The following is a 20,612-nucleotide window of genomic DNA, read 5'->3' as shown; positions in this document are numbered from 1 at the left end:
GATGTCTCCCCTTTGTTTAAATATATTTAGAATTTGATAATGTTTTAGCAGAATGTGATTTCGTATAAACATAGAGTCCTAACAATACCACAACCAATATAACGCTTACAATCCAGAAGCTGCTTGTGATGTGCCCTTTAAATGCAGCGTTGTAAAATACGCCGCCGAATGATCCGCCTAAAATCGGGCCGACTACCGGAACCCATGCGTATTTCCAGTTTGATGAGCCCTTCCCCGGAATCGGAAGAAAAGCGTGGGCTATCCGCGGACCTAAGTCACGTGCAGGATTGATAGCATAGCCGGTGGTGCCTCCCAGAGAAATACCGATTGCTACAATGAGGAAACCGACGATTAAAGGATTAAGTCCTTCTGTAAATTGATTTGCCCCAATGGCCAAGATTCCAAGTACAAGGACAAATGTCCCAATCACTTCGCTTAAAACGTTTGCAAATGTATGCGGAATGCTGGGCCCTGTTGAGAAAACACCCAGCTTGGCAGCGGGATCATCCGTTGACTTCCAGTGCGGGAGGTAATGCAGGTAAATAATCACCGCACCGATGATCGCTCCGATCATTTGCGCCGCAATATAAACCGGAACCTCTTTCCAAGGAAAATCTCCTACAAATGCAAGCGCTATCGTTAGCGCCGGATTCAAATGGGCACCGCTGATGCCGCCAACCGCGTATGCCGCCATGGCAACACCCAATCCCCATCCAAATACAACAACAATCCAGCCAGACTGGAATGAAAGCGATTTCTTTAAATTGACACCTGCACAAACACCTGCACCAAAAATGATAAGCAGCATCGTACCGATGACTTCTCCCCAAAATGCTGTCATAGCACATTCCTCCTAAAGTCACGATTAAAAAGCATGATAGAGAAGAAGAGAATAAAAAAACCACAACAAACCGCTTTACGGGTGCATAAACATTTGCCGTAAAGAGCTGCTGTGGTCTCCGAGTTCTCCATCACAATGTATTAACCTAGTGCAATTGTATCAGTGCATGAAAGCGGTGTCAATCACTTTCCGTCAAAAAGTTTTCATATTTTTTCCACAATTTGGTATTAGACGTTGTGACAGCTACAGCCCCCGCTTTCAATGCCTGCTCTACATCCTCTTCCGTACGGATGAAACCCCCGGCAAAGATGGGAATCCCTGTTTTCTCTTTTATTTCCTGAATGAGTGACGGAACGATGCCGGGAAGCACTTCGATGAAGTCAGGCTTATGCTTGCCGATAAACTCCATGCTTTTCTCCATCGCGCTTGTATCAAGCAAAAACAGGCGCTGAATGGCATAAATTTTCTTCTGCTTCGCTTTGGCAATCACATTCGATCTTGTGGAAATAATCCCAGCGGGCTTGATATCCTGGCATATAAATTCCGCACCGTATTCGTCATGCTTAATCCCTTGAATGAGATCGACGTGCACCATCATGTTCTTTCCGTGCTTTTGCGCTTCTTTGATCACGCCCTTCAGCTGGCCGAGATGAATATCAAGAATAACACCGTAAGAGAACGAACTGTTCAAAAACTCATCAAATTGCTTCATATTGCGAATAGCCGGTAAGATCGGCTGGTTGTGAAAACTCATCATGTGCTCCTTTAATAATTCACTTTTATATTATATCGTTTGAAAGCTTTCTTTCACCGTTTTCACGATAAAGGAAAGGTCCTCTTCTGTCAGGCAAAATGGCGGCGCAAGCTGGATGACATTGTTGTAGCCGGCGACTGTATCGCCGTTTTTGCCGATGATCAGCCCTTTTTCTTTGCACGCCGCAACCACTTGGTTTACTTTGGCGGCATCAGCCGGCTCTTTAGTCAATTTGTCTTTGACGAGTTCGATTCCGATCAGCAGCCCTTTTCCTCTAACATCCCCGACTGCCGGGTGTTCTCTCAGAGCTTGAAGCTCACCTAAAAGCTTTGCTCCAAGATCGCGGGATCGCTGAATCAACTGTTCGTCCTCCATAATTTGCAGGTTTTTCAACGCCAAAGCACAGGCAGCCGGGCTTCCGCCGAACGTGTTTACGTGGCGGAAACGGTCATAAGGAGCTTCCCCCTGATACGCTTCGAAAATGTCCCGTTTCACAGCAGTCGCTGACAATGGCAGATACGCGCTTGTGATTCCCTTTGCCATCGTAATGATATCAGGCTTCACACCGTAGTGCATAAACCCGAACGGCTCGCCTGTCCGTCCAAACCCGCAGATCACTTCATCGCAAATCAAAAGGGCTCCGTGGCGCCGGCAAATGTCCTCCACCTTCTTCATATATCCGTCCGGCGGCATTAGGATGCCTCCGCCTGTAATGATGGGCTCCATAATGACCCCGGCAATCGTTTCGCTTAATTCCCATGTCATGATGCGGTCGATTTCATTTGCGCTTTCAAGCGTGTCTGCATCATCAGGATTCCGGTATATATCTGGCGGAGCTGCATGCAGGAACCCTTGGCTCAAAGGCTCGTATTTATATTTCCGCTGCGCCTGTCCGGTAGCTGAGAGCGCTCCCAATGTATTGCCGTGGTATGCCCGATATCTTGAGATGAATTTATAACGGCTGTGGTCGCCGTTTTGCAGATGGTACTGGCGGGCAATTTTAAAAGCAGTTTCGTTTGCTTCCGATCCGCTGTTGGAAAAAAAGATAACATAATCGCCGCCAAGCCATTCATTCAGCTTTTCCGCCAGTTGGATTGCGGGTGCGTGACTTTGCGTTAACGGGTAGTAAGGCAGCTCCTTTAGTTGCTCATAGGCAGCCTCCGCAAGCTCCTTTCTGCCGTAACCAATGTTGACGCACCACAAACCGGACATCGCATCCAAATAGCGGCGTCCGTCTATGTCGGTTACCCAGGCCCCCTCAGCCTTCTGGGCTATCAGGCTGTCCGCTTGATGCGCTCCCTTCATGGCATGCCACACAAATTGCTCATCTTTTTGCTTTAATCCCTGATTTTGCTGAATGTTTTCCATCCCCATCATCTCCATTTCATTAGCGTTCCCTATAATGCCAATTCAATTGAAACAGACCTTCTCTTTATGTGATGTCTTGGTGATGATTTCCCTGCCTTCAATATAAAGCCAGACCGGGTCAGAGTCAATAAACCGCGTAAATAATAAAACATCCCCTTTCTCAAGAAGAAAGAGGATGCAGCTTCCAAAGCAAAACAGGCAAAGTGACAATGCTCAGCATCGTACTGATAAAGGTCGCACTCGAAACAACTTGGACAGCCATTGCAATAGCAATGTGAAGCCTAGCCGTTTTCTGTATGATATAGGAAATGGCGAAAATACAGAAACTCCATAAGGCACCTCCACTATACCTACTTTTATTTTAAAGATAGCACCTAAACAATTACGCTTTTGTTTTAAAAAACCCGCCAATTCAGGCGGGTTTTTTGGGAATTATTTTTTATATTGAATATGATAAATATCACGCCGTCTGTCTTTTAGCTGGCGCACTGTACCGTTTTGGCGCTGTCTTCTGAGAATTTCCAGGTCAACATCGCCGATGACGACCATTTCAATATTCGGGTTTGTTTCGCCGACAATGCCGTCACGAGCGAATTCAAAATCAGACGGGGCAAAGATGCCTGACTGGGCGTATTGGATATCCATGTTTTCCGTTTGCGGAAGGTTTCCGACCGTTCCAGAGATAACCGTATAAATTTGATTTTCAACCGCTCTAGCCTGCGAACAGTATCTGACACGCAGATAGCCTTGACGGTCTTCTGTACAAAATGGCGTAAAGATGATTTTGGCTCCTTTATCAGCCGCAATCCGGGCAAGCTCAGGAAATTCAATGTCATAACAGATCTGGATCGCGATTTTCCCGCAGTCCGTATCAAACACGCGAACTTGGTCTCCTGCGCTGATCCCCCACCATTTGCGTTCATTCGGCGTAATATGGAGTTTGTATTGCTTCTCGATCGTTCCGTCCCGTCTGAACAGGTAAGCGATATTATAGATCTTGCCTTCCTCTTCGACGAAATGAGATCCGCCGATAATGTTGACGTTATACTTCACAGCCAAGTCAGTAAACAGGCTGATGTAATCTTCTGTATACTCGGTAATTCTCTGCACCGCCAAGCTCGGTGACCGTTCCTCAAGGAAGGACATCAGCTGGGTTGTAAAAATTTCCGGGAACACCGCAAAATCAGATCTTGCGTCGGAAGCAACATCGACATAGTATTCTACTTGATTCGCAAATTCCTCAAAGGAATAAATTTTCTTCATTTCGTATTGGATCACACAAATTCTAACAGGGAACGCCGATTTATAATAGCGTTTTGTCTGCTGCGGTAGATAATCCACATTATTCCATTCCATCAGCGTCGCATACTTGATCGAAGCTGTATCATCCGGGAGATAGTTCGGGTTAATTCGCATAAGGGTAAAGCCGTTCATCAGCTGAAAAGAAAGAACCGGATCGTAAATTTGGTGGCGTGTCACCTGTTCAACATACTCTCTCGCTGTCATTTCCTCTGCATATTTGTGATAGTTTGGAATCCGTCCGCCTATGATGATGCTTTTCAGGTTTAAGCGTCTGGCTAAGTCCTTTCTCGCCTCGTACAAACGGTGGCCAATCTTCATTCGTCTGTACTTCGGGTCCACCATGACTTCAATTCCATACATATTCAAGCCGTCAGGATTATGGTTGGTGATATAACCGTCATCTGTAATGTCCTGCCATGTATGACGGTCATCATATTCATCAAAGTTAATCAGGAGACTTGAGCACGAACCGATAATTTCACCTTCGAATTCTGCACAAAACTGCCCTTCTGGAAAATGCTCCAAATGGCTGATTAAATGCTCCCGCTTCCAAGGCTCCATTCCTGGAAAGCAGTCCTTTTGAAGATCGATAATCTTGTCGATGTCTTTCTCTTCGATATTGCGGATAACCATTTTCTTTTCAAACCGGGTCAAATCTAATTTCTCAGACAACCTACTCGCTCCTTTCTAGTTTTGTGAGTTCAGATGATCAAGCAATAGGGCGAGCTCCATCTCCGCCATTGATTCAAGCCTGTGATCATAGTCTTCAAACATCAAGGTACCCGTTACTTTATTCGGGACAATGACACACTTCATGCCTGCACGTTTCGCAGCAATCGAACCATTGACAGAATCCTCAAACGCGAGACATTCCGCTGGCGATACCCCGAGGTTCTTTGCCGCCAATAAATAGAGTTCAGGATTCGGCTTCACCTCTTCCACATCATCAGCCGTTTGAATAACTTCAAAATCATCAAACAGGCCGATTTGCTTCAAATGGCCGGAAACCCATTTATAATCAGAGCTGGAGGCAAGGCCTATTTTTAAGCCTAAATCCTTTGCCGCATTCAAATACGCTTCGACACCAGGTCTCGCTTTTTCTGTTTCCATGCGTTTGGCGAACCGCTCTCTTCTCAATTGTGTGAGCTCTTCATGGTTCAGCTTTTTCCCGATCTGCTCTTCTAAATAGTCAAATGGCCGGAAACCCGCAGCAGTTCCGATGACCTTCCCCCAGACAGATAGCGGCAGCACTGAGCCGTGCTCTTCAAATATTTCCTGAAGAACCTCATATTCGTGTGTTTCTGTATCTAGAATAAGCCCGTCAAAATCAAAAATTAACGCTTTAATCACTGGGTACAACTCCTTTAGTCCGAATTGAGACATATGTATACACTCAACTATACCCCGAAACAAGTCTGCTTTCAAAAAGTAAGGTTTTATGTGAAGAAAGAGCCTGCACACTGCAAGCTCTTTCTTATTAATGAATGTTTTGGTGAGAAATGTTTGTCAGCGCTGATCCCGCAGACTCGTTCGACATCTGATTGACTGCCAGGTCTCCAAGCGCAACGATCCCGACTAGATTGTTTTGATCTACAATAGGAAGGCGGCGGATTTGGTGCTGGGCCATCAGCTGCGACGCGTCTTCCAGACTCATATTAGGGTTTCCTGATACGAGTTCTGTTGACATCACTTCTGAAACGGGTGTCTGGCCATCACGGCCCTGAGCTGTAGTTCTTAATGCAATGTCACGGTCAGTCAGCATTCCTTTTAAAACACCTTGCTCTACAACGGGGATCGCCCCGACGTTATGCTGTTTCATTAGAGAAGCCGCTTCCTGAATCGTTTGATTCGGAGAAACGGTTGCCACCTGCGTTGTCATTGTATCTTTAACTGAACTCATTGTCAGCACCCCTTTCAATCATTAGTATGTTCAGACACGAGCCGTTTAAAAAGGGAGTTAGAGGAAAGGTTTTATGATATGATTTCTCTGATACAAAAAGAGCTTTTCTAAAAATAGAAAAGCTCTTGCCACATGATTATATCAGCCTTCTTTGACCGAAAAAGGCTTTGTTAGTCTTCTTTTGAAAGTCAGAAAAAGCAAACGGAAAATAAATCCCAAAATCATTCAGCATCTTGCTGTTTTTTTCAAAAATCGCCTGATCACTCAAATCAGAGTGCGGCGAAGGCTTGGTCAGGATAATATGTATCATTTGCAGACAAGCCATAATTTGAAATGCTTCTTTTAATGTTCCTTGGTAATAATGGTTATTTAAAGACAGAACGCCTTTCTTTTTAAAGCGCTGAATGTCCAGTTCGGAGAAATAAAGAGGAAATACATCATGGATCAGCTCCATAGACAGCTCCTTGATAAAGCTCTCCTGTTCTGCAGTTGCTGCGTTCACAATTCTCACGTCAATCACCTTTCTTGCCATCGAATATCCTAAGTCTTACTCAAGAATAGCACAGAAAAAAACGCGAAAGCTAAGGTAAGTGTTTCCTATGAGAAACAGCAGCCTTCCGCTTCGAAAAGGAGCCATTTAACATGAACCAAAAAGGCAGAGGGCTTGAGATCCTCATCAATGAAAAACAGGACGGTCAATGGCTGTTTTCCGTACTCAAAACAGCGCTCAAAGCTTCTAAACCAGTGATACAAGACTGGATGTCCCATCAACAGATAAAGGTCAATCACGAATCCGTCTTAAACAATATGATTGTAAAAAAGGGAGACCGTGTGTTCATTGATCTTCAGGAAAGTGAAGCATCTTCGGTCATTCCGGAGTATGGCGAGCTTGATATTTTATATGAGGACAATCATATGCTCATCGTCAATAAACCCGCTGGCATCGCGACGCATCCGAATGAGGATGGGCAAACCGGCACACTGGCTAATTTGATCGCTTATCATTATCAGATAAATGGTGAAACATGTAAGGTGCGCCACGTCCATCGTCTTGATCAGGATACATCTGGCGCTATCGTTTTTGCCAAGCATCGTTTGGCACACGCCATCTTAGACCAGCAGTTAGAGAAAAAGACGCTGAAGCGTACGTATACCGCCATCGCTGAAGGTAAGCTACGGACGAAAAAAGGGACAATTAATTCACCAATCGGCAGAGACCGTTCACACCCGACAAGACGCCGGGTTTCACCAGGCGGGCAAACAGCTGTCACTCATTTCAAGGTAATGGCCAGCAATGCGAAAGAACGGCTGTCACTCGTTGAATTAGAGCTGGAAACAGGCAGAACACACCAAATCCGTGTTCATCTGGCGAGCCTCGGCCATCCGTTGACAGGAGACTCGCTTTACGGAGGCGGGAGCAAGCTGCTAAACAGGCAGGCACTGCACGCCAATAAAGTACAAGCGGTTCATCCGATAACAGACGAGCTCATAGTTGCTGAAGCCCCTTTCCCTGCTGATATGAAAAACCTTTGCCACACATATTTTTCATGAAGAAAAGCCGCAGGCACTGCCTCGGCTTTTTAAGTCACTCGTTTTCCATATATAATATAGCGCTTCGGGGCATTTCCGACGTATGAAAACGGATAACAGGTCGTCAGAATCAGCTCTTCCTTTTCATGCTGGAGCGTGATAATAGATGTGTCATCCTTATCGACAATTTTTGTTTTTACAATTTCATATCTGAATTCTCCATATGACAGGAGAATGCGGAGCCGATCCCCCTTTTTCAGCTCTCCCGTCCGGCGAAACACGGTATCCCGATGCCCCGACAGCACAATTTGTCCGTTTTCATCAGGATAATAGCTGTCCTTGTAATGCCCGACACCTTTTTCTAAATCATCAGCATCGGTGCCCTCCACGATCGGAAGCTCTGCATTGATTTTCGGTATTTCCAAAATGCCGCTCGCTTGGCCGGTCTCAGGCTTAAATGATGCTTTGTTCTTTGCTTGATCTGTGCTATTTTTCGTCCCCAAAAGTTCCTGCGGCTTTTCAGCCGCCAGTTTTGCTTCTTTTAATGTCTGTTCCGTTTTCATATTCGTATCGATCAATTTAAAGCCTCCATAGCCTGCGATCACTAGGCCGGCAGCAATGATGAATAGTGGAATAATTTTTTTCACGTTCTGGAGGCGCTCCTTTTTCTTCTGACATATAGATAAGTTCCTGACAATGTCACCGCCGCACCGATTATCATAAAGTTATAGTAGTTTGCTGATGTATCTGGAAGCGGATGCTCAGACCCGCTTTCCCCGCCCTCGTTTCGTAACGGCAATGTGCTGATGCTATTAGCAGTATCAGCGTTTTTTGTGTTGTTGATTGGTATTTCATTGAATCTCGAAATGGCTGAAGGCGGCAGCTGATGAACCGGTGCTGTTCCCGGAGTTTCTTTTATATCAGGCAAATCTTCACCTGGCCTTGGATCCTCTTTAATCGGATCCTCCGTCACCGGATCATCTCCAGGCTCTTCCGTAATAGGGTCTTCTGTTACAGGGTCTTCAATATCACTGGCTTCAGCAAGCTTAATTCTTCCCTCTTTTGTATACGCAATTGGCTCATCAAAACTTTTCACGTACTCAACTGTCGCTTCCAAATCCTCAGGCCCTGTCACCGGATTTTTTCCCAGCAGTCCGATTGGCTGATATTTGGTCCCTGTCGCCGTCGCCATAAAGTTGTTGACAGTCAATGTATATGTGGCATCGGGCTGGATCTCGGTGCCATCTGCCATTTTTAAATCAACTGCTTTTCCGGTTTCTTTATCCCACGTATACGTAAACCCGCTGATGCTGTAGTCAGGCCCAAAAACCGGCGAGATTTGAGCATTGATAATCTCTCTTAAATCTTTTCCTTTAATCTCAAGCTTCGTTAACACATTTCCAAATGGCTGAATATTGTAAAGATCTCCCCACGTAATTGGGCCCTTCTTCAGCGCTTCACGTATGCCGCCGCCATTCATAAGGGCAAAATCCGTTTTCATGGCAGTTCTCATACCATCCGCAATCAGGTTTCCAAGAGGTGTATCGCCGTCATTTGAATACCCCCCTTCCATATCAACAGCGGCTTCGCCGACTACCTCGCTGATAATCGGTTCCGCAATTGTTTCGTATTTCTTTAAAATGTCTGACGCGCTGACATCCGGTTCGATTTTACTTTGATCAACATATACGATTTCCGCGGACTTTTTGACAATGTCTTTTGTCGTTTTATCGATCTCTACATCAACGACACCTATCGCTTTTCCATATTCAAACGCTTGAACAATCAGTTTTCCATTCACTTCACCGTTAACAACCTGATGATTATGCGCGGCAAAAATCACGTCAATTTCAGAATCTGTTTTGTTTGCAAGATCAGCGGACTCACCGGTAATGGCGTTGCCGTTTTGTTCAGCTGACATATGTGCGAGAACCGCGATGGCCTTCACGCCTTTTTTCTTCAGCTCTTTGGCCGCCTTATTCACCGCTGTTGCTTCATCTGTAAACTTGATATTTTTTATTCCTTCAGGCATAACCATGCCAGCTGCCGACTGTGTGACAACTCCGATAAAAGCAACGGGTACGCCCTCCACATTTATGATGTCATAAGCCGGCAAAAAGGGCTCTCCAGTTGATTTCATTTTACAATTGGCACATACAAGGGGAAAGTTCTGTCCATCATAACCGCTTGTGCCTTTCGGATGATCACCGCCATTTAAGATCCTCAGCAGTTCATCCGTGCCTTCATCAAATTCGTGGTTTCCCACGGTTCCGACATCAAATCCGATGTCCTCCATCAGTTCTACAGTCGGTTCATCCTGAAGAAGAGAGGAAACTGGAGAGCTTCCGCCGATCATATCTCCTGCGTGCACAATCAGCGAGTTTTTCTTTTCAGCCTTTTTTTCTTTTAAATATGCGGCGGCATAATCCATGCGTCCAAACGTGCCGTCTACAGTTCCATTTCCATCAAGATCAAGCTCATATTGCTGATCAATTTTGCCATGCAAATCATTCATGCTGAGAATTCTAAGCGGCACATGTTCTTGAGGTGCCGTTTGCCTTTTTTTATATCCCGCGCTCTCCGCTTCACTTGCTGAAGCGAAGAAAATTCTGTTTTCCACAGCTACCTTCTTCCAGTCAGCTGGCTGCACATATGTTTTATTCGACGAATCCCCTACATATCTTGTCAAGCCTTTCCTTTGCTCTCTGGCTCTGAATTCAAACGGCATTTCCATGAGCGGATCGTTTTCATTCCAGATTCCTTTTTGGTCTTTTTTTGCAGTGGCTACTGCGGCCTGAAACTGCTGGTAATCCTCTTCATTGTCAACCGGCCAAATAAAATACGTCGGAGCATATCCATTTTTCACAAGCTCTAAGTTCACGTTTGATCCTGATTCGGTTATGACTTGTCCGAGAAGTCTGCCATAGCTGTCCTTGGCTTCACTTCCGACCTTGACAGTAATTTTATCACCTGGGGACAGAACCGTTTTTAGATAGTCAGATGCTTTTTTGCCAAATCTTAATTGATTTTCATCTGCGTCATTTTTTGGTGTGTGATATGTTTCGGGTGTATCTACATTTACAAACCGGATTTTTGTCGTGCCAAGCACCGGAGATTTGAGATGAATGGTATCGCCGTCAACGACCCGGTCAACAATCCCTTCATATTCTCCCTCCGCAGACGGAGGTGCAGGCTGCTCTTCAAGCAGCTTCAGGTCAGCCGATTTTCGCGGAAGCAGCTGAAAGGTTTGGTATCTGCTTAACACACCGGTAAAGTCATACCATTTGCCCTCATCAAGCTCGTCTATCACCCCTGTTTCATTCATAACCCGGAGCGTCATTGCATGATGGTCGTCATCAATCATTGTTACATTGTAACCGCCGCCGGCAGGAGAACTTGGAATTGAGGAAACAAAAGCGGTTAGTTTCACAAGGCGTCCTTCATACTGATCACCTAGGCTGCCGTTAATAAGTTCATTGATTGTTAAGTGTTTGGGGGCGGGGAGGGATTGATTTGACTGGTTGATTTTGATGCCTGATGAGCTTGGAACGATTTCTTTCAGCCCCTGGTAAGACGTGATTTTCCCTGTCACCGTGACATCCATACCCTCTTTTAATTCGGGAAATTGTTCAGGGGATGGCGAATAAATGTTAATGCCTCCGGTTTCATCTTGCAAAAAGGTCGACAGCTTCCCGCCTCCGATTGCGTTTTGATCAGCTGTAATGATCCCTTTTATCGTTACTTCTTCATTCAGCCTTCCCCGTGCTTCATTTATGGTCACTGGCTGTTCAGCCGGCGGAGTTTTCGTGTCATCGGTTACGTTCATCGACTGAACGTTTTTAAGTCCTGTCGTGTTAAAGTAATTTTCAAGCTTTCCTTGAACCGTTATCTTTTTCCCAAGAAGAAGCGGATTGGTTTGCAGCCCAAATTGGCTTCTGAAGGCGGAGGGGATTTGCACAGGAAGGATGTGATCAGGCGATGTCTCGTTTTTACGGTCTGCCAGCGCGACATTATAATCATTTGAAAAAGGACTTGTCAACTTATAATGCAGTGGGGAAACAGCCTGGCCGACTGCATATCCTTCGATAAGCGCCTGTCCTTCTTTTTGCTGTATTGCCTTCTCAACTGATATAGGCTGCTGCGGTTCAGCTGCTTTTACAGCTTCGCACGTGTACATTACATTTAAGAACATCAATGCCGTGATCAACACAATATGCAGAATACGCTTCATCATATTTCCTCCCTTAATATACACATAATGACAATGACTTTGTCTGTCTATCATTTCGACAGACAGCATATAATTCCTTTCAGGCTTCTGCATAATAAGCGGCAGACTGACACAAAATACAGCTGATCTGAAAAAAAAGGAGGAATTCGGTTTGGATCAGTTCAATCAGCAGCAGCAATCCCAAATGAACAAAGGTATTCCTGGCAAACCGCATAAAAACCATGGCGGACATGAAATGTTTGATATGCATGAGGTGCTTTCCGGAACACTTACTGTGCTTGATCAGTTTATGATGCTGAGACAATTCTGTAAGGATCAAGAATTATTAAACATCCTTGATCGTCAACATCAATTCATCACATCTCAATACAATATAACTGCAGAATGCTTCAAAACAGGAAGCGAACCTTCACAAAAAACAGCAACTTATATGATGAAGGAAGACAATCAGACTGTTTACGGCATGCAGCCGTCACAGCCTAAAAAACCTGTTCAATCCATGAATGATATTGATGACAGCATCATCAGCCGACAAATGCTTTGCGCGATTAAAGCACAAGCTTCTATGCTGACGATGGCTTCTCTGGAAATGACAAATCCGGCCGTAAGACGCGTACTGTCTGCGCAAATTCAGGAGTATGTTGAAATGGCATTTGAAATTTTCCTATACCAAAACAAACACGGCTATTACCAGGTTCCTCAGCTTGATGCGCAGGATATGGAACAGCTGAGAAATTCATTCGCCCCTGCCCAAGGACAAATACCTCCGACACAAGGCGGAATGGGTCAGCAAGGACTTCACTAATAACAAAGGCATTGGATAGATACTATCCAATGCCGCACTGTTTTTTTCGAATTTTTTCTTAAAATCTTTTTCAAATTGATCAAGACTTTCCTTTGTTGCTGATTTAAACCCTTTTTCAAAGTCCCCTTTTTTTGCTGTTTCCTTAATCATTTCTGAAATAATGTCTTTCCCATATTTGCCGGTCAGCTCATCGATCATATAAAAGCTTTGCAAATAGACATCAGTGTCATATTCGGCTCTGGCTTCCTGCCAGTCTCGATCAGTCTGCAAACGGTCAAAGGGCACGACAGAAAACGTGATCGGATCTATGAGCAATTCATAGTTCGCAATCCACTCGCTTAACCCTTCATGAAACCATAACGGAAACTCATCGGGATCCGTCTCAAGCTCCTTCAATTTCTGATGAAACGCATGGTGCGAGTATTCATGAATCAACAATCTCTGGTACAAATAAACCGCTACCTCGTCCCCTTCTAACAGTTTCTTTTTCTCTTCAGGCAACAGTCCAATCAACTGCTCCCGCTCAGAATAAAAACCGACTACATCCAATAAACCGGAGTAAGCCTCCATCTGTTTTTCATTAGGAAAAAAAATAATGTCAATAGGCTTTTGATTCGAATATCCAATCATAATCTGATTAATACTGACCGCATATTCAAGCGTTTCTTTCGTCAATGGCAGTAAGGACTTTTCCTTAGAAGTGTAATAAATATCGGCCTGTTTGAATGACTCTTTCTTCATGTGCTTCGTCACTTGTTCTTTTGTTATTCCAGATGCCTGACCTGGAAAAGACAGGATATACATCGCGCTTGATACGATGGCTGAGCTTACAGCCAGCATCACAAGGACTCCGCACAGGAATAGAGCGGATGCCGCACGCTTTCCTATGCCATCCCGCAAACGTCTCCCTCCCTGAGCCGGTCCGTCTTGTACCTTTTTATTTTTACTCTATGCAGCCTGAGTTCGCAGTGTGTCATTAACGCAAAGAAAAAGCCGCACAAATTGTGCGGCTTTTTTTATTTATTCAGCGTTAGGGAATACGCGCTGTACAGTTTGTTTAAATTCATCAAATAATCCGGCGATTGGGTCACCATTTTGAATGCGCTTTCCATATCCTTGCATACGCTCTACAAAATCAGGGTTAGCTGAAACGTAAACATTATCAATGTTTTTGTCAGTAGATCTTACCTTTTTGGCTATTTTTTTCTTCAAATTGTCTTCTACTGCACCTTTATTTCCATTAGTTAAAACGACTGCAACGTAAGCTTGATTTCCAGCAACAATGACATCGGCATGTTTTACTTCTTTTAGGTCTGTTACTTTATCAGCTGCTTCATCAGCAACCTCGAGTTTCCGGTCGTTGTTATTATCGTCATTTACACGATTGTTATTGTTATTGACATTATCAGTAACATTGTTGTCAACATTATCCCGGTTGTTTACATTGCGCATATCGTCATTGGCCGGATTTCGATAATTTACATTTCTTACATCATTATTATCACGTCTGCCCTCACCTTGGTCGGCCACACCGCAGCCAGTCATAAGCAAAGGGATAAGAAGCACAGACGCAAGAACTTGTTTTTTTCCAAGCATGTGAATTCCTCCTTTATCACTTTACGTATAGGTTTTTCTAACTGGCTTTAATTATGCATGCAAATCTGGAGGAAATGCTTTCCCGGGAAATATAACGGTTAATTTGTCTAATGAGGGGGAAAATATGAATACATTGCAAAGGAGGGATCATGTTGTTCAACCAGCGAAGAGGAATCAGCCCCACAGCATTGATCATAGGATCAACTATGCTTATTGCTGCATTATCACCTCAGATCCGCCACAGAATCAGCGGGTTTATCACAGGACAAATGAACAGACGAAATTCAGAAAATAACACGTTTGATGCTTCTAATGTAGGAAACATAGTCAAACAAGCATTTGGCGGCGGCAGCGGTGATAACCAGGACCGTTCGCAGCATCAAAGCCAGCGGCAAAATGGCCGTCAGCACCAGCACGCAGAACAGCAGCAACCACAGCATCAGCATACACAGTCTCAAACTAGGCAAACTGAGACAGCCGCGAAAAAAAGACAGCCGCATTATGCTGAACCCATCCATTTTGAACAAAGCGCAATGAATGTCATGGACGACAACACGATGATGGAAATGCTGGAGGACTTAGAACCCGGCCGTTAAAAAAACGTGTAATCCTGTCGGATTGCATAAGGGCTCAAATAGATATTGCCTTTAAGGTGTTTTTTTCTAAACTTCTTGTTTTCTATATTTTTCCGCCTATTTGGAGTACAATTGATGAGCTAAAAAAATCCTTCTTTCGTTCAATGAGAACGTTTGAAGGATTTTTTTGTTTGTGCTGCCACTCTATCCGAAGCAATCTTTATTGATTCATTACTCATCTAAAGCTGAAAAAGGCAGAATACTTTTCATTTTGTTTCTTGCTTCAACACTCAACATTAAGAATTTACTCGAGCGTTGTAAAATGCTATTGACTATTCAGTTGAACTGTATTACATTATTATTAAGTTGAACTATATAGTCGAACTGAATAGAGGGTGCAGATATGAAACACAAATTATTACCATTGTCTGAAACCATGCATTATATTTTATTAGCTCTGCGTGAGCCGCTCCATGGCTATGCCGTAATGCAGAAGATAGAAAAGATAAGTAACGGTACTGTTATTTTAGCAGCGGGTACATTATACGGTGCAATTGAAAACTTGAATAAGCATGGTTGGATTGAACCTGTTGGAGAGTCAGGCCGGAGAAAAGTTTACATGATAACTGAAGAAGGAAGCGCCATTTTAAAAATGGAACAAGATAGGTTATTGCATATTTTATCCTTGTACGAAGGAAGTGAATCGAATGAAGAAATTTAAGATGTTTTTTGATATTGAAAAAGAGGAACAATGGCTGAATGAGCAATTACAAAAAGGCTATCGTTGTACAAATATTAGTGGATTAGGAATATACACTTTCGTAAAAACCGACAAGAGATATGTGATCAGACTGGATTACCAAGATATTTTACCAAAGAAAAAGTTCAAAGATTACAAAGCGATATATGAAGACTTCGGTTGGAATTATATAAATGGCCCTTGGCTTAGTGGGATTCGATATTGGCAAAAAGAAGATGATGGTCAAAATGAAATCTTCTCGGATCGCCAATCAAAGAGTAATTATTATAAAAGATTGATGAATTATTCTTCTGGTTTAGGTTTCATGTGTTTGTTTTTTTCTTATATGATCTATAAGGATTCAGGTTTATATTTAACTGAAGGTCTTTGGAGTATGAAAGGTGAATGGTTTTGGAAAGCATTTTTATTTGAAACTCCATTTGCTCTTTTGAGGTCGCTTCCCGCCCTTATGGTTGTTTTATTTGCGGCCAGTTTCTATAAAGTGTATCGAAAGTATTCAATGTTAATAGAAAAATAATGCGAAGAGGTTCATTATGAACTTTTTTAATTCAATGAAGCACGATTGAATTAGATTTGGATACTCATCGTCTAGCAGGAATCTTTTATGTGTGCCTCAGATTAGTTGGCGTCTTCCAAGATACCATGAATACTCGTTAAAAAAGCAATTTTCATTTCAATTAAATCAATCCATTGATCAGCAATGCCGGCTGATCTTCCCCAAAAATGAGAAAAAGAAACCCATGAAACCTTTATATTACAAGGTTCATGGGTCTTATTAACGTGTAATCCTGTCGGATTACACGTTTTCATATGTTACGCTTCTTCAGCTTCAATCACTCTGGATTGATCATGAAATGCCCCTTGATCAATTTCCTTTGTGACCTTACTTGTAATAAGACCGGATGTCATGCTTCCGCTGACATTCAAAGCAGTACGCCCCATGTCGATTAACGGTTCAATTGAGATTAACAAACCAGCAAGCGCGACAGGCATGTTTAATGATGATAAAACAAGAAGCGCCGCGAATGTCGCTCCGCCGCCGACTCCGGCAACACCGAAGGAGCTGATGGCAACGACTGCGATAACAGTGATAATAAACACCGGGTCAAATGGATTTTGGCCGACAGTCGGAGCAATCATCATCGCCAGCATCGCAGGATAAATGCCGGCACATCCATTTTGGCCGATCGAAAGACCGAACGAACCGGCAAAGTTTGCGATTCCCTCCGGTACACCCATGCTTCTCTGTGTTTTAATATTCAGCGGTAAAGCACCTGCGCTAGACCTTGACGTAAATGCAAATACAAGTACAGGCACCGCTTTTTTCAAATAAATCACCGGATTCAAGCCGCTGAACGTCAGCAGCAGCAAATGAATGATAAACATAGTGATTAACGCGGCATATGAAGCAATCACGAACATGCCCAGTTTTAGAATGCTGTCAAGATCACTCGTGGCAATTGTTTTTGTCATGATGGCCAGCACCCCATAAGGCGTCAGTCTCAAAATGAGTGTGACAACACGCATGATAATGGCATAAACGGCATCAACCAGTTTTTTAAATGTTTCTGCCTGTTCCGGCTGTTTGTGTTTTACTCCGAGGAATGCCACTCCAAGGAAAGCGGCAAAAATAACGACAGCGATTGTTGAAGTCGGTCTAGCTCCCGTGAAATCTAAAAACGGGTTTCCAGGCAGCAGTTCAACAATCTGCTGCGGCAGCGTTTTCGCTGTCATATCCTCTGATTTCTGCTGAAGCTCCTGCCCCCGTGAAAGCTCTGTACTTCCTTGGTCAACCTGAATCGCCTGCAGATCAAATGAAAGCGCGGACGCGATACCGACAGCTGCAGCAACAGCTGTTGTTGCTACTAAAATCCCGATAATCAAACCGCTGATTTTCCCAAGATTTTTTGTCAGCTTCAGCTTTGTAAATGCGCCGAGAATCGAAATAAAGACGAGCGGCATGACAACCATCTGAAGCAATTTGACATATCCGCCCCCGGCAATATTAAACCAGTCGGCTGTTTGAATGACTATATTTGAAGTCGGGCCGTAAATCAGCTGAAGCGCAAATCCGAATACAATCCCCAGCCCCAGCGCAGTAAATACACGTTTAGAGAAGGAAACATGTTTTTTCTGCATAACAAAGAGCCCTAAGATAAGTAAAAATAAAATAAATACATGTAATACAACCAGTAAAGTCTCCAAAGCAGGTAAACTCTCCCTTCAAATTTTCTCATTTACTATATTACACTAATTCCGATGGGTCAAGTGCGAATTATTTTAACTTGTCAATTCAAGTAAAAAAACCTTATATAATGCCTTTTTTGTTCTTTTCTTTCCCTTCCATCTTTAGTACCTTATATAAGGGTGATAATATTTGCTGAAAGAACTGTTTGTAAATTTGACCATTTTAATCACATTTAATTATCTCTTCACCCACCTGTTTAAAGAAAGGCTAGTACATAAAAAAGACAGCATATCCTTTCAAGCTGTTAAAGGACTGGCCTGCGGTTTGCTCGGGGTTATTCTGATGGTTTTTGGATTTACCTATCAGCATTCAATTATTGATCTTCGAAATATCCCTATTATGATTGCCGCTCTTTATGGAGGCTGGGTTTCAACGGCAACGGCCCTGGCCATGATCACTGCAGGCCGCTTGCTGATTACGATGAACACATCTGCACTATACTCGGTTATTATCATTTGTATCGCTGCCATTCCGTCACTCATTGTTTCTAGAAGAAAAAAAGTTCAACTAAAACATGCTTTCTATCTTTTAATAATCACAAATAGCTTGATCTCCTTTTCCTTTTATTTTCTTATAGATTTACATTCATACGAACTTCATTTGTATTTTTGGATCATATCAATAGCGGGCGGCATGCTCAGTTTATATATTATTGATCATGAAACAAATGCACATCTTCTTTTTAAACAATATAAGTTTCAGGCGCACTTTGACTTTTTAACAGGCGTGTATAACCGAAGAAAGTTTGAAGAAACCACAAAAGCTCTGTATCAGCAGGCGGCCGATACCCCGCATTTTCAATTTGCACTGATTTATATGGATATCGATCATTTTAAGACCATCAATGACCAATATGGCCATCATGAAGGAGATCAGGTGCTCAAAGAGCTGGGGTTACGTCTGAAGCAGAGCATCCGAAATACAGATCCTGCCGCTCGGATCGGCGGTGAAGAATTTGCCGTTCTCCTGCCGAACTGTTCTCTTGATAAAGCAGCCCGAATCGCTGAACGGATCAGGAGCGCTGTAAGCGATGCACCGATTGTATTAACAAACGGCGAAGAGCTTTCAGTTACGATATCACTAGGAGCCGCTCATTACCCCAATAATACGGAACAGCCAGGATCCTTGCCCATTCTTGCCGATCAAATGCTTTACAAAGCGAAAGAAACGGGACGGAACAGAGTGTGTTTTTCAGAAAAAAAAGAATGAATTCAATGTTCGAATTCATTCTTCCAATCTGAAAGACGTTTCAAAGGCAGAAAAGCCGGGACAAGATCTCCCTGATATTCTTTTTCTATAAATGCCGCTGTATCATCAGCTTGATAAAGCTCAAGAATGGTTTGCAGCGCTTCCCGGTCTTGATCCTCCGCTCTGACAACAATCAAATTCATCTCTTCCTCAGACATGAGTCCGCCGCTCTTTAGCGTATGCTTTTTCGGGTTCAGGCCCGCTTTTTTTGCTTCTGATGGTTTCATGACAAACACGTCGGCACCGCTCACTGCATCCTGTTGCCGGACAGCTTTTAATTTCAGGTGTCTCGGATTATCTTTAATCATATCAACTGAACCTGTTCCGTTAAATCCGTTTTTCAGCGTTAGCAAACCCGCTTCCTGGAGCACCGTAAGCGCCCTGCCAAAATCGAACGCTCTATCCGGAACAGAAACGACAGCTCCTCGCGGTATATCTCGGATTCGGTCATATCGTTTTGAATAAATGCCCATGGGCGTTATGTATGTCGTTCCGAGCGGTGCCAAATTAAGTTTGTATTTTTGAGTGAACGACTGAAAATATGAAATGGTTTGAAAGGCGTTGGCATCAATTTCTTTGTTAGCAAGTGCGATATCAGACTCCGCATAATCAGAAAAAGGGATCAGCTGAATATCCAGCCCTGCCTCTTCAGCCTTTTGAGCAATATAGTTCCATATTGCCCCGTCAGACTCAGCAATCCCGATTTTTATCGATTCATGTTCTGCAGACGGTGAACATGCAGTAAATGAAACGAGAAGAACAAGGACGAAACTGCATATAAGCCACTTTTTCATTGTGACCATACTCCTATCTATGTATTAGAGCATGCAAGCAATATCAGACATAAAAATCATACGCTCTCTTAGTTGATAAACGTTGTCATTTGTAATATTGATTAACTTTTACCTTACTCATATCCAATAAGGTTGTCAATTCCTATTACTTATCTTCCCAAAATGAAGGAATACTAAGGCAAACGTATGATCACATATCGAGAAAGCAGATGAATTTCCGCAAATAAATATCAAATTGAAAAATAAATATGGTATTTTCCGAAAAAAGTTTCAATAAGCAGTTGTTTTTTCCGAAGATTACTGGTAGAGTAAAGGTAATTATTTTTGTTCGAACTATCTTTAAGAAGAAAGTTTTGTAAGAGTTTTCGTCTTGAAAGTTTGTTAAGAGCAAGAATAGTGAATTTAAGCGTTATGATCGCTTTAGGAGGAAATTTCATGTTAGAAGGTAAAGTAAAATGGTTCAACTCTGAAAAAGGTTTCGGATTCATCGAAGTAGAAGGTCAAGACGATGTATTCGTTCATTTCTCTGCTATTCAAGGCGAAGGCTTCAAAACTTTAGAAGAAGGCCAAGCTGTTTCTTTTGAAATCGTTGAAGGAAACCGCGGACCACAAGCTGCTAACGTTACTAAAGAAGCGTAAGCATAAATTGATATGAAAAAC

The 20,612-nt window shown here is 43.2% G+C and carries 20 protein-coding genes and 2 pseudogenes; 7 read left to right on the top strand and 15 right to left on the bottom strand.

Annotated elements, in window-relative coordinates:
* Positions 1 to 16 precede the first annotated feature (16 nt).
* From glpF to KXZ66_RS05010, 8 genes and pseudogenes are all read right to left on the bottom strand, one after another.
* Complete coding sequence (gene glpF, locus KXZ66_RS05040; RefSeq protein WP_003233386.1) at positions 17 to 841, bottom strand: glycerol uptake facilitator protein GlpF; 825 nt, start codon at positions 839 to 841, stop codon at positions 17 to 19.
* Positions 842 to 1,019: 178 nt separating this feature from the next.
* Complete coding sequence (glpP, locus tag KXZ66_RS05035) at positions 1,020 to 1,598, bottom strand: glycerol uptake operon antiterminator GlpP (RefSeq protein WP_003233388.1); 579 nt, start codon at positions 1,596 to 1,598, stop codon at positions 1,020 to 1,022.
* A gap of 27 nt (positions 1,599 to 1,625) precedes the next feature.
* Positions 1,626 to 2,978, bottom strand: coding sequence for an aspartate aminotransferase family protein (locus KXZ66_RS05030; protein ID WP_003233390.1), 1,353 nt, complete (start codon positions 2,976 to 2,978; stop codon positions 1,626 to 1,628).
* A 145-nt stretch (positions 2,979 to 3,123) separates the two neighbouring features.
* Positions 3,124 to 3,225, bottom strand: a pseudogene (locus KXZ66_RS22805) (AEC family transporter); the annotation flags it as partial.
* Positions 3,226 to 3,395: 170 nt separating this feature from the next.
* Positions 3,396 to 4,937, bottom strand: coding sequence for a bifunctional GNAT family N-acetyltransferase/carbon-nitrogen hydrolase family protein (locus tag KXZ66_RS05025; RefSeq protein WP_032725279.1), 1,542 nt, complete (start codon positions 4,935 to 4,937; stop codon positions 3,396 to 3,398).
* Positions 4,938 to 4,952: 15 nt separating this feature from the next.
* Entirely contained in the window at positions 4,953 to 5,615 is a 663-nt protein-coding gene (locus tag KXZ66_RS05020; protein ID WP_003233396.1) for an HAD family hydrolase, read from the bottom strand.
* Positions 5,616 to 5,742: 127 nt separating this feature from the next.
* Positions 5,743 to 6,165: a CBS domain-containing protein gene (locus KXZ66_RS05015; RefSeq protein WP_003245462.1), complete on the bottom strand. Its 423-nt coding sequence runs from the start codon at positions 6,163 to 6,165 to the stop codon at positions 5,743 to 5,745.
* A gap of 136 nt (positions 6,166 to 6,301) precedes the next feature.
* Positions 6,302 to 6,697 (bottom strand): YhcU family protein, encoded by a 396-nt coding sequence (locus tag KXZ66_RS05010; protein WP_003233401.1) that lies wholly within the window; start codon positions 6,695 to 6,697, stop codon positions 6,302 to 6,304.
* Positions 6,698 to 6,807: 110 nt separating this feature from the next.
* Between KXZ66_RS05010 and KXZ66_RS05005 the strand changes: the two genes are divergently transcribed.
* Positions 6,808 to 7,716: an RluA family pseudouridine synthase gene (locus KXZ66_RS05005; RefSeq protein WP_124048251.1), complete on the top strand. Its 909-nt coding sequence runs from the start codon at positions 6,808 to 6,810 to the stop codon at positions 7,714 to 7,716.
* 29 nt (positions 7,717 to 7,745) lie between these two features.
* Here the strand turns inward: KXZ66_RS05005 and srtA are convergent, their stop codons facing one another.
* Both srtA and yhcR read right to left on the bottom strand, forming a co-directional pair.
* Positions 7,746 to 8,342, bottom strand: coding sequence for a sortase SrtA (srtA, locus tag KXZ66_RS05000; protein ID WP_141949374.1), 597 nt, complete (start codon positions 8,340 to 8,342; stop codon positions 7,746 to 7,748).
* Positions 8,339 to 11,995, bottom strand: a complete 3,657-nt coding sequence (gene yhcR, locus KXZ66_RS04995; protein WP_219144834.1) for a sortase-dependent nonspecific endonuclease YhcR — start codon at positions 11,993 to 11,995, stop codon at positions 8,339 to 8,341. The genes srtA and yhcR overlap by 4 nt, the downstream gene beginning before the upstream one ends.
* An 82-nt stretch (positions 11,996 to 12,077) precedes the next feature.
* Here yhcR and KXZ66_RS04990 point away from each other — a divergent pair, with 82 nt between their 5' ends.
* The gene (locus tag KXZ66_RS04990; RefSeq protein WP_120027925.1) at positions 12,078 to 12,731 is read left to right on the top strand and encodes a spore coat protein; all 654 of its coding nucleotides are present in this window, start codon (positions 12,078 to 12,080) and stop codon (positions 12,729 to 12,731) included.
* Here the strand turns inward: KXZ66_RS04990 and KXZ66_RS04985 are convergent.
* Together KXZ66_RS04985 and KXZ66_RS04980 are read right to left on the bottom strand one after the other, a co-directional pair.
* On the bottom strand, positions 12,663 to 13,631 hold the full coding sequence (locus tag KXZ66_RS04985) for a hypothetical protein (RefSeq protein WP_141949372.1): 969 nt from the start codon (positions 13,629 to 13,631) through the stop codon (positions 12,663 to 12,665). The two genes, KXZ66_RS04990 and KXZ66_RS04985, sit on opposite strands and share 69 nt — an antisense overlap.
* Positions 13,632 to 13,751: 120 nt before the next feature.
* The gene (locus KXZ66_RS04980; RefSeq protein ID WP_219144833.1) at positions 13,752 to 14,327 is read right to left on the bottom strand and encodes a YhcN/YlaJ family sporulation lipoprotein; all 576 of its coding nucleotides are present in this window, start codon (positions 14,325 to 14,327) and stop codon (positions 13,752 to 13,754) included.
* A gap of 149 nt (positions 14,328 to 14,476) precedes the next feature.
* On the opposite strand from KXZ66_RS04980, the gene KXZ66_RS04975 reads away from it, so the two are divergent.
* The 3 genes from KXZ66_RS04975 (at position 14,477) to KXZ66_RS04965 (ending at position 16,179) form a co-directional block, all read left to right on the top strand.
* Positions 14,477 to 14,923 (top strand): hypothetical protein, encoded by a 447-nt coding sequence (locus KXZ66_RS04975; RefSeq protein ID WP_021479685.1) that lies wholly within the window; start codon positions 14,477 to 14,479, stop codon positions 14,921 to 14,923.
* A 382-nt stretch (positions 14,924 to 15,305) separates the two neighbouring features.
* Positions 15,306 to 15,623 carry a PadR family transcriptional regulator gene (locus KXZ66_RS04970; protein WP_021479686.1) on the top strand — a complete coding sequence of 106 codons (318 nt, stop codon included), beginning with the start codon at positions 15,306 to 15,308 and terminating at the stop codon, positions 15,621 to 15,623.
* Positions 15,610 to 16,179 carry a DUF2812 domain-containing protein gene (locus KXZ66_RS04965; protein ID WP_041851042.1) on the top strand — a complete coding sequence of 190 codons (570 nt, stop codon included), beginning with the start codon at positions 15,610 to 15,612 and terminating at the stop codon, positions 16,177 to 16,179. Before KXZ66_RS04970 ends, KXZ66_RS04965 begins: the two co-directional genes overlap by 14 nt.
* Positions 16,180 to 16,283: 104 nt before the next feature.
* Here KXZ66_RS04965 and KXZ66_RS22530 read toward each other — a convergent pair.
* Positions 16,284 to 16,385: pseudogene (locus KXZ66_RS22530) on the bottom strand (hypothetical protein); the annotation flags it as partial.
* Positions 16,386 to 16,475: 90 nt separating this feature from the next.
* Entirely contained in the window at positions 16,476 to 17,867 is a 1,392-nt protein-coding gene (gene tcyP / locus KXZ66_RS04955) for an L-cystine transporter TcyP (protein ID WP_141949371.1), read from the bottom strand.
* A 172-nt stretch (positions 17,868 to 18,039) separates the two neighbouring features.
* Between tcyP and dgcK the strand changes: the two genes are divergently transcribed.
* Positions 18,040 to 19,119: a diguanylate cyclase DgcK gene (gene dgcK / locus KXZ66_RS04950; RefSeq protein ID WP_021479688.1), complete on the top strand. Its 1,080-nt coding sequence runs from the start codon at positions 18,040 to 18,042 to the stop codon at positions 19,117 to 19,119.
* 2 nt (positions 19,120 to 19,121) lie between these two features.
* On the opposite strand, the gene KXZ66_RS04945 is transcribed toward dgcK, so the two are convergent.
* On the bottom strand, positions 19,122 to 19,952 hold the full coding sequence (locus KXZ66_RS04945) for a MetQ/NlpA family ABC transporter substrate-binding protein (protein WP_085186401.1): 831 nt from the start codon (positions 19,950 to 19,952) through the stop codon (positions 19,122 to 19,124).
* A 435-nt stretch (positions 19,953 to 20,387) separates the two neighbouring features.
* On the opposite strand from KXZ66_RS04945, the gene cspB reads away from it, so the two are divergent.
* A complete protein-coding gene (gene cspB / locus KXZ66_RS04940) occupies positions 20,388 to 20,591 on the top strand; it encodes a cold shock-like protein CspB (protein ID WP_003224086.1) in 204 nt (67 codons plus the stop codon).
* Positions 20,592 to 20,612: the final 21 nt, after the last annotated feature.

The organism is Bacillus sp. LJBS17 (genome assembly GCF_019334685.1).
Lineage (GTDB): Bacteria > Bacillota > Bacilli > Bacillales > Bacillaceae > Bacillus > Bacillus subtilis.
Note: the sequence above shows the minus strand (reverse complement) of the source record. Positions and strands in the feature narration are given on the sequence as shown.

What these genes read in the sequence shown, in the direction of transcription:
- KXZ66_RS05005 (WP_124048251.1), top strand. Translation starts at nt 6,808, where the DNA reads ATGAACCAAAAAGGCAGAGGGCTTGAGATCCTCATCAATGAAAAACAG.
- cspB (WP_003224086.1), top strand. Translation starts at nt 20,388, where the DNA reads ATGTTAGAAGGTAAAGTAAAATGGTTCAACTCTGAAAAAGGTTTCGGA.
- KXZ66_RS05010 (WP_003233401.1), bottom strand. Translation starts at nt 6,697, where the DNA reads ATGGCAAGAAAGGTGATTGACGTGAGAATTGTGAACGCAGCAACTGCA.
- yhcR (WP_219144834.1), bottom strand. Translation starts at nt 11,995, where the DNA reads ATGCTGTCTGTCGAAATGATAGACAGACAAAGTCATTGTCATTATGTG.
- KXZ66_RS04945 (WP_085186401.1), bottom strand. Translation starts at nt 19,952, where the DNA reads ATGAAAAAGTGGCTTATATGCAGTTTCGTCCTTGTTCTTCTCGTTTCA.
- KXZ66_RS05015 (WP_003245462.1), bottom strand. Translation starts at nt 6,165, where the DNA reads ATGAGTTCAGTTAAAGATACAATGACAACGCAGGTGGCAACCGTTTCT.
- glpP (WP_003233388.1), bottom strand. Translation starts at nt 1,598, where the DNA reads ATGATGAGTTTTCACAACCAGCCGATCTTACCGGCTATTCGCAATATG.
- KXZ66_RS05030 (WP_003233390.1), bottom strand. Translation starts at nt 2,978, where the DNA reads ATGGAGATGATGGGGATGGAAAACATTCAGCAAAATCAGGGATTAAAG.
- KXZ66_RS04980 (WP_219144833.1), bottom strand. Translation starts at nt 14,327, where the DNA reads ATGCTTGGAAAAAAACAAGTTCTTGCGTCTGTGCTTCTTATCCCTTTG.
- KXZ66_RS04965 (WP_041851042.1), top strand. Translation starts at nt 15,610, where the DNA reads ATGAAGAAATTTAAGATGTTTTTTGATATTGAAAAAGAGGAACAATGG.
- KXZ66_RS04975 (WP_021479685.1), top strand. Translation starts at nt 14,477, where the DNA reads ATGTTGTTCAACCAGCGAAGAGGAATCAGCCCCACAGCATTGATCATA.
- KXZ66_RS04970 (WP_021479686.1), top strand. Translation starts at nt 15,306, where the DNA reads ATGAAACACAAATTATTACCATTGTCTGAAACCATGCATTATATTTTA.
- glpF (WP_003233386.1), bottom strand. Translation starts at nt 841, where the DNA reads ATGACAGCATTTTGGGGAGAAGTCATCGGTACGATGCTGCTTATCATT.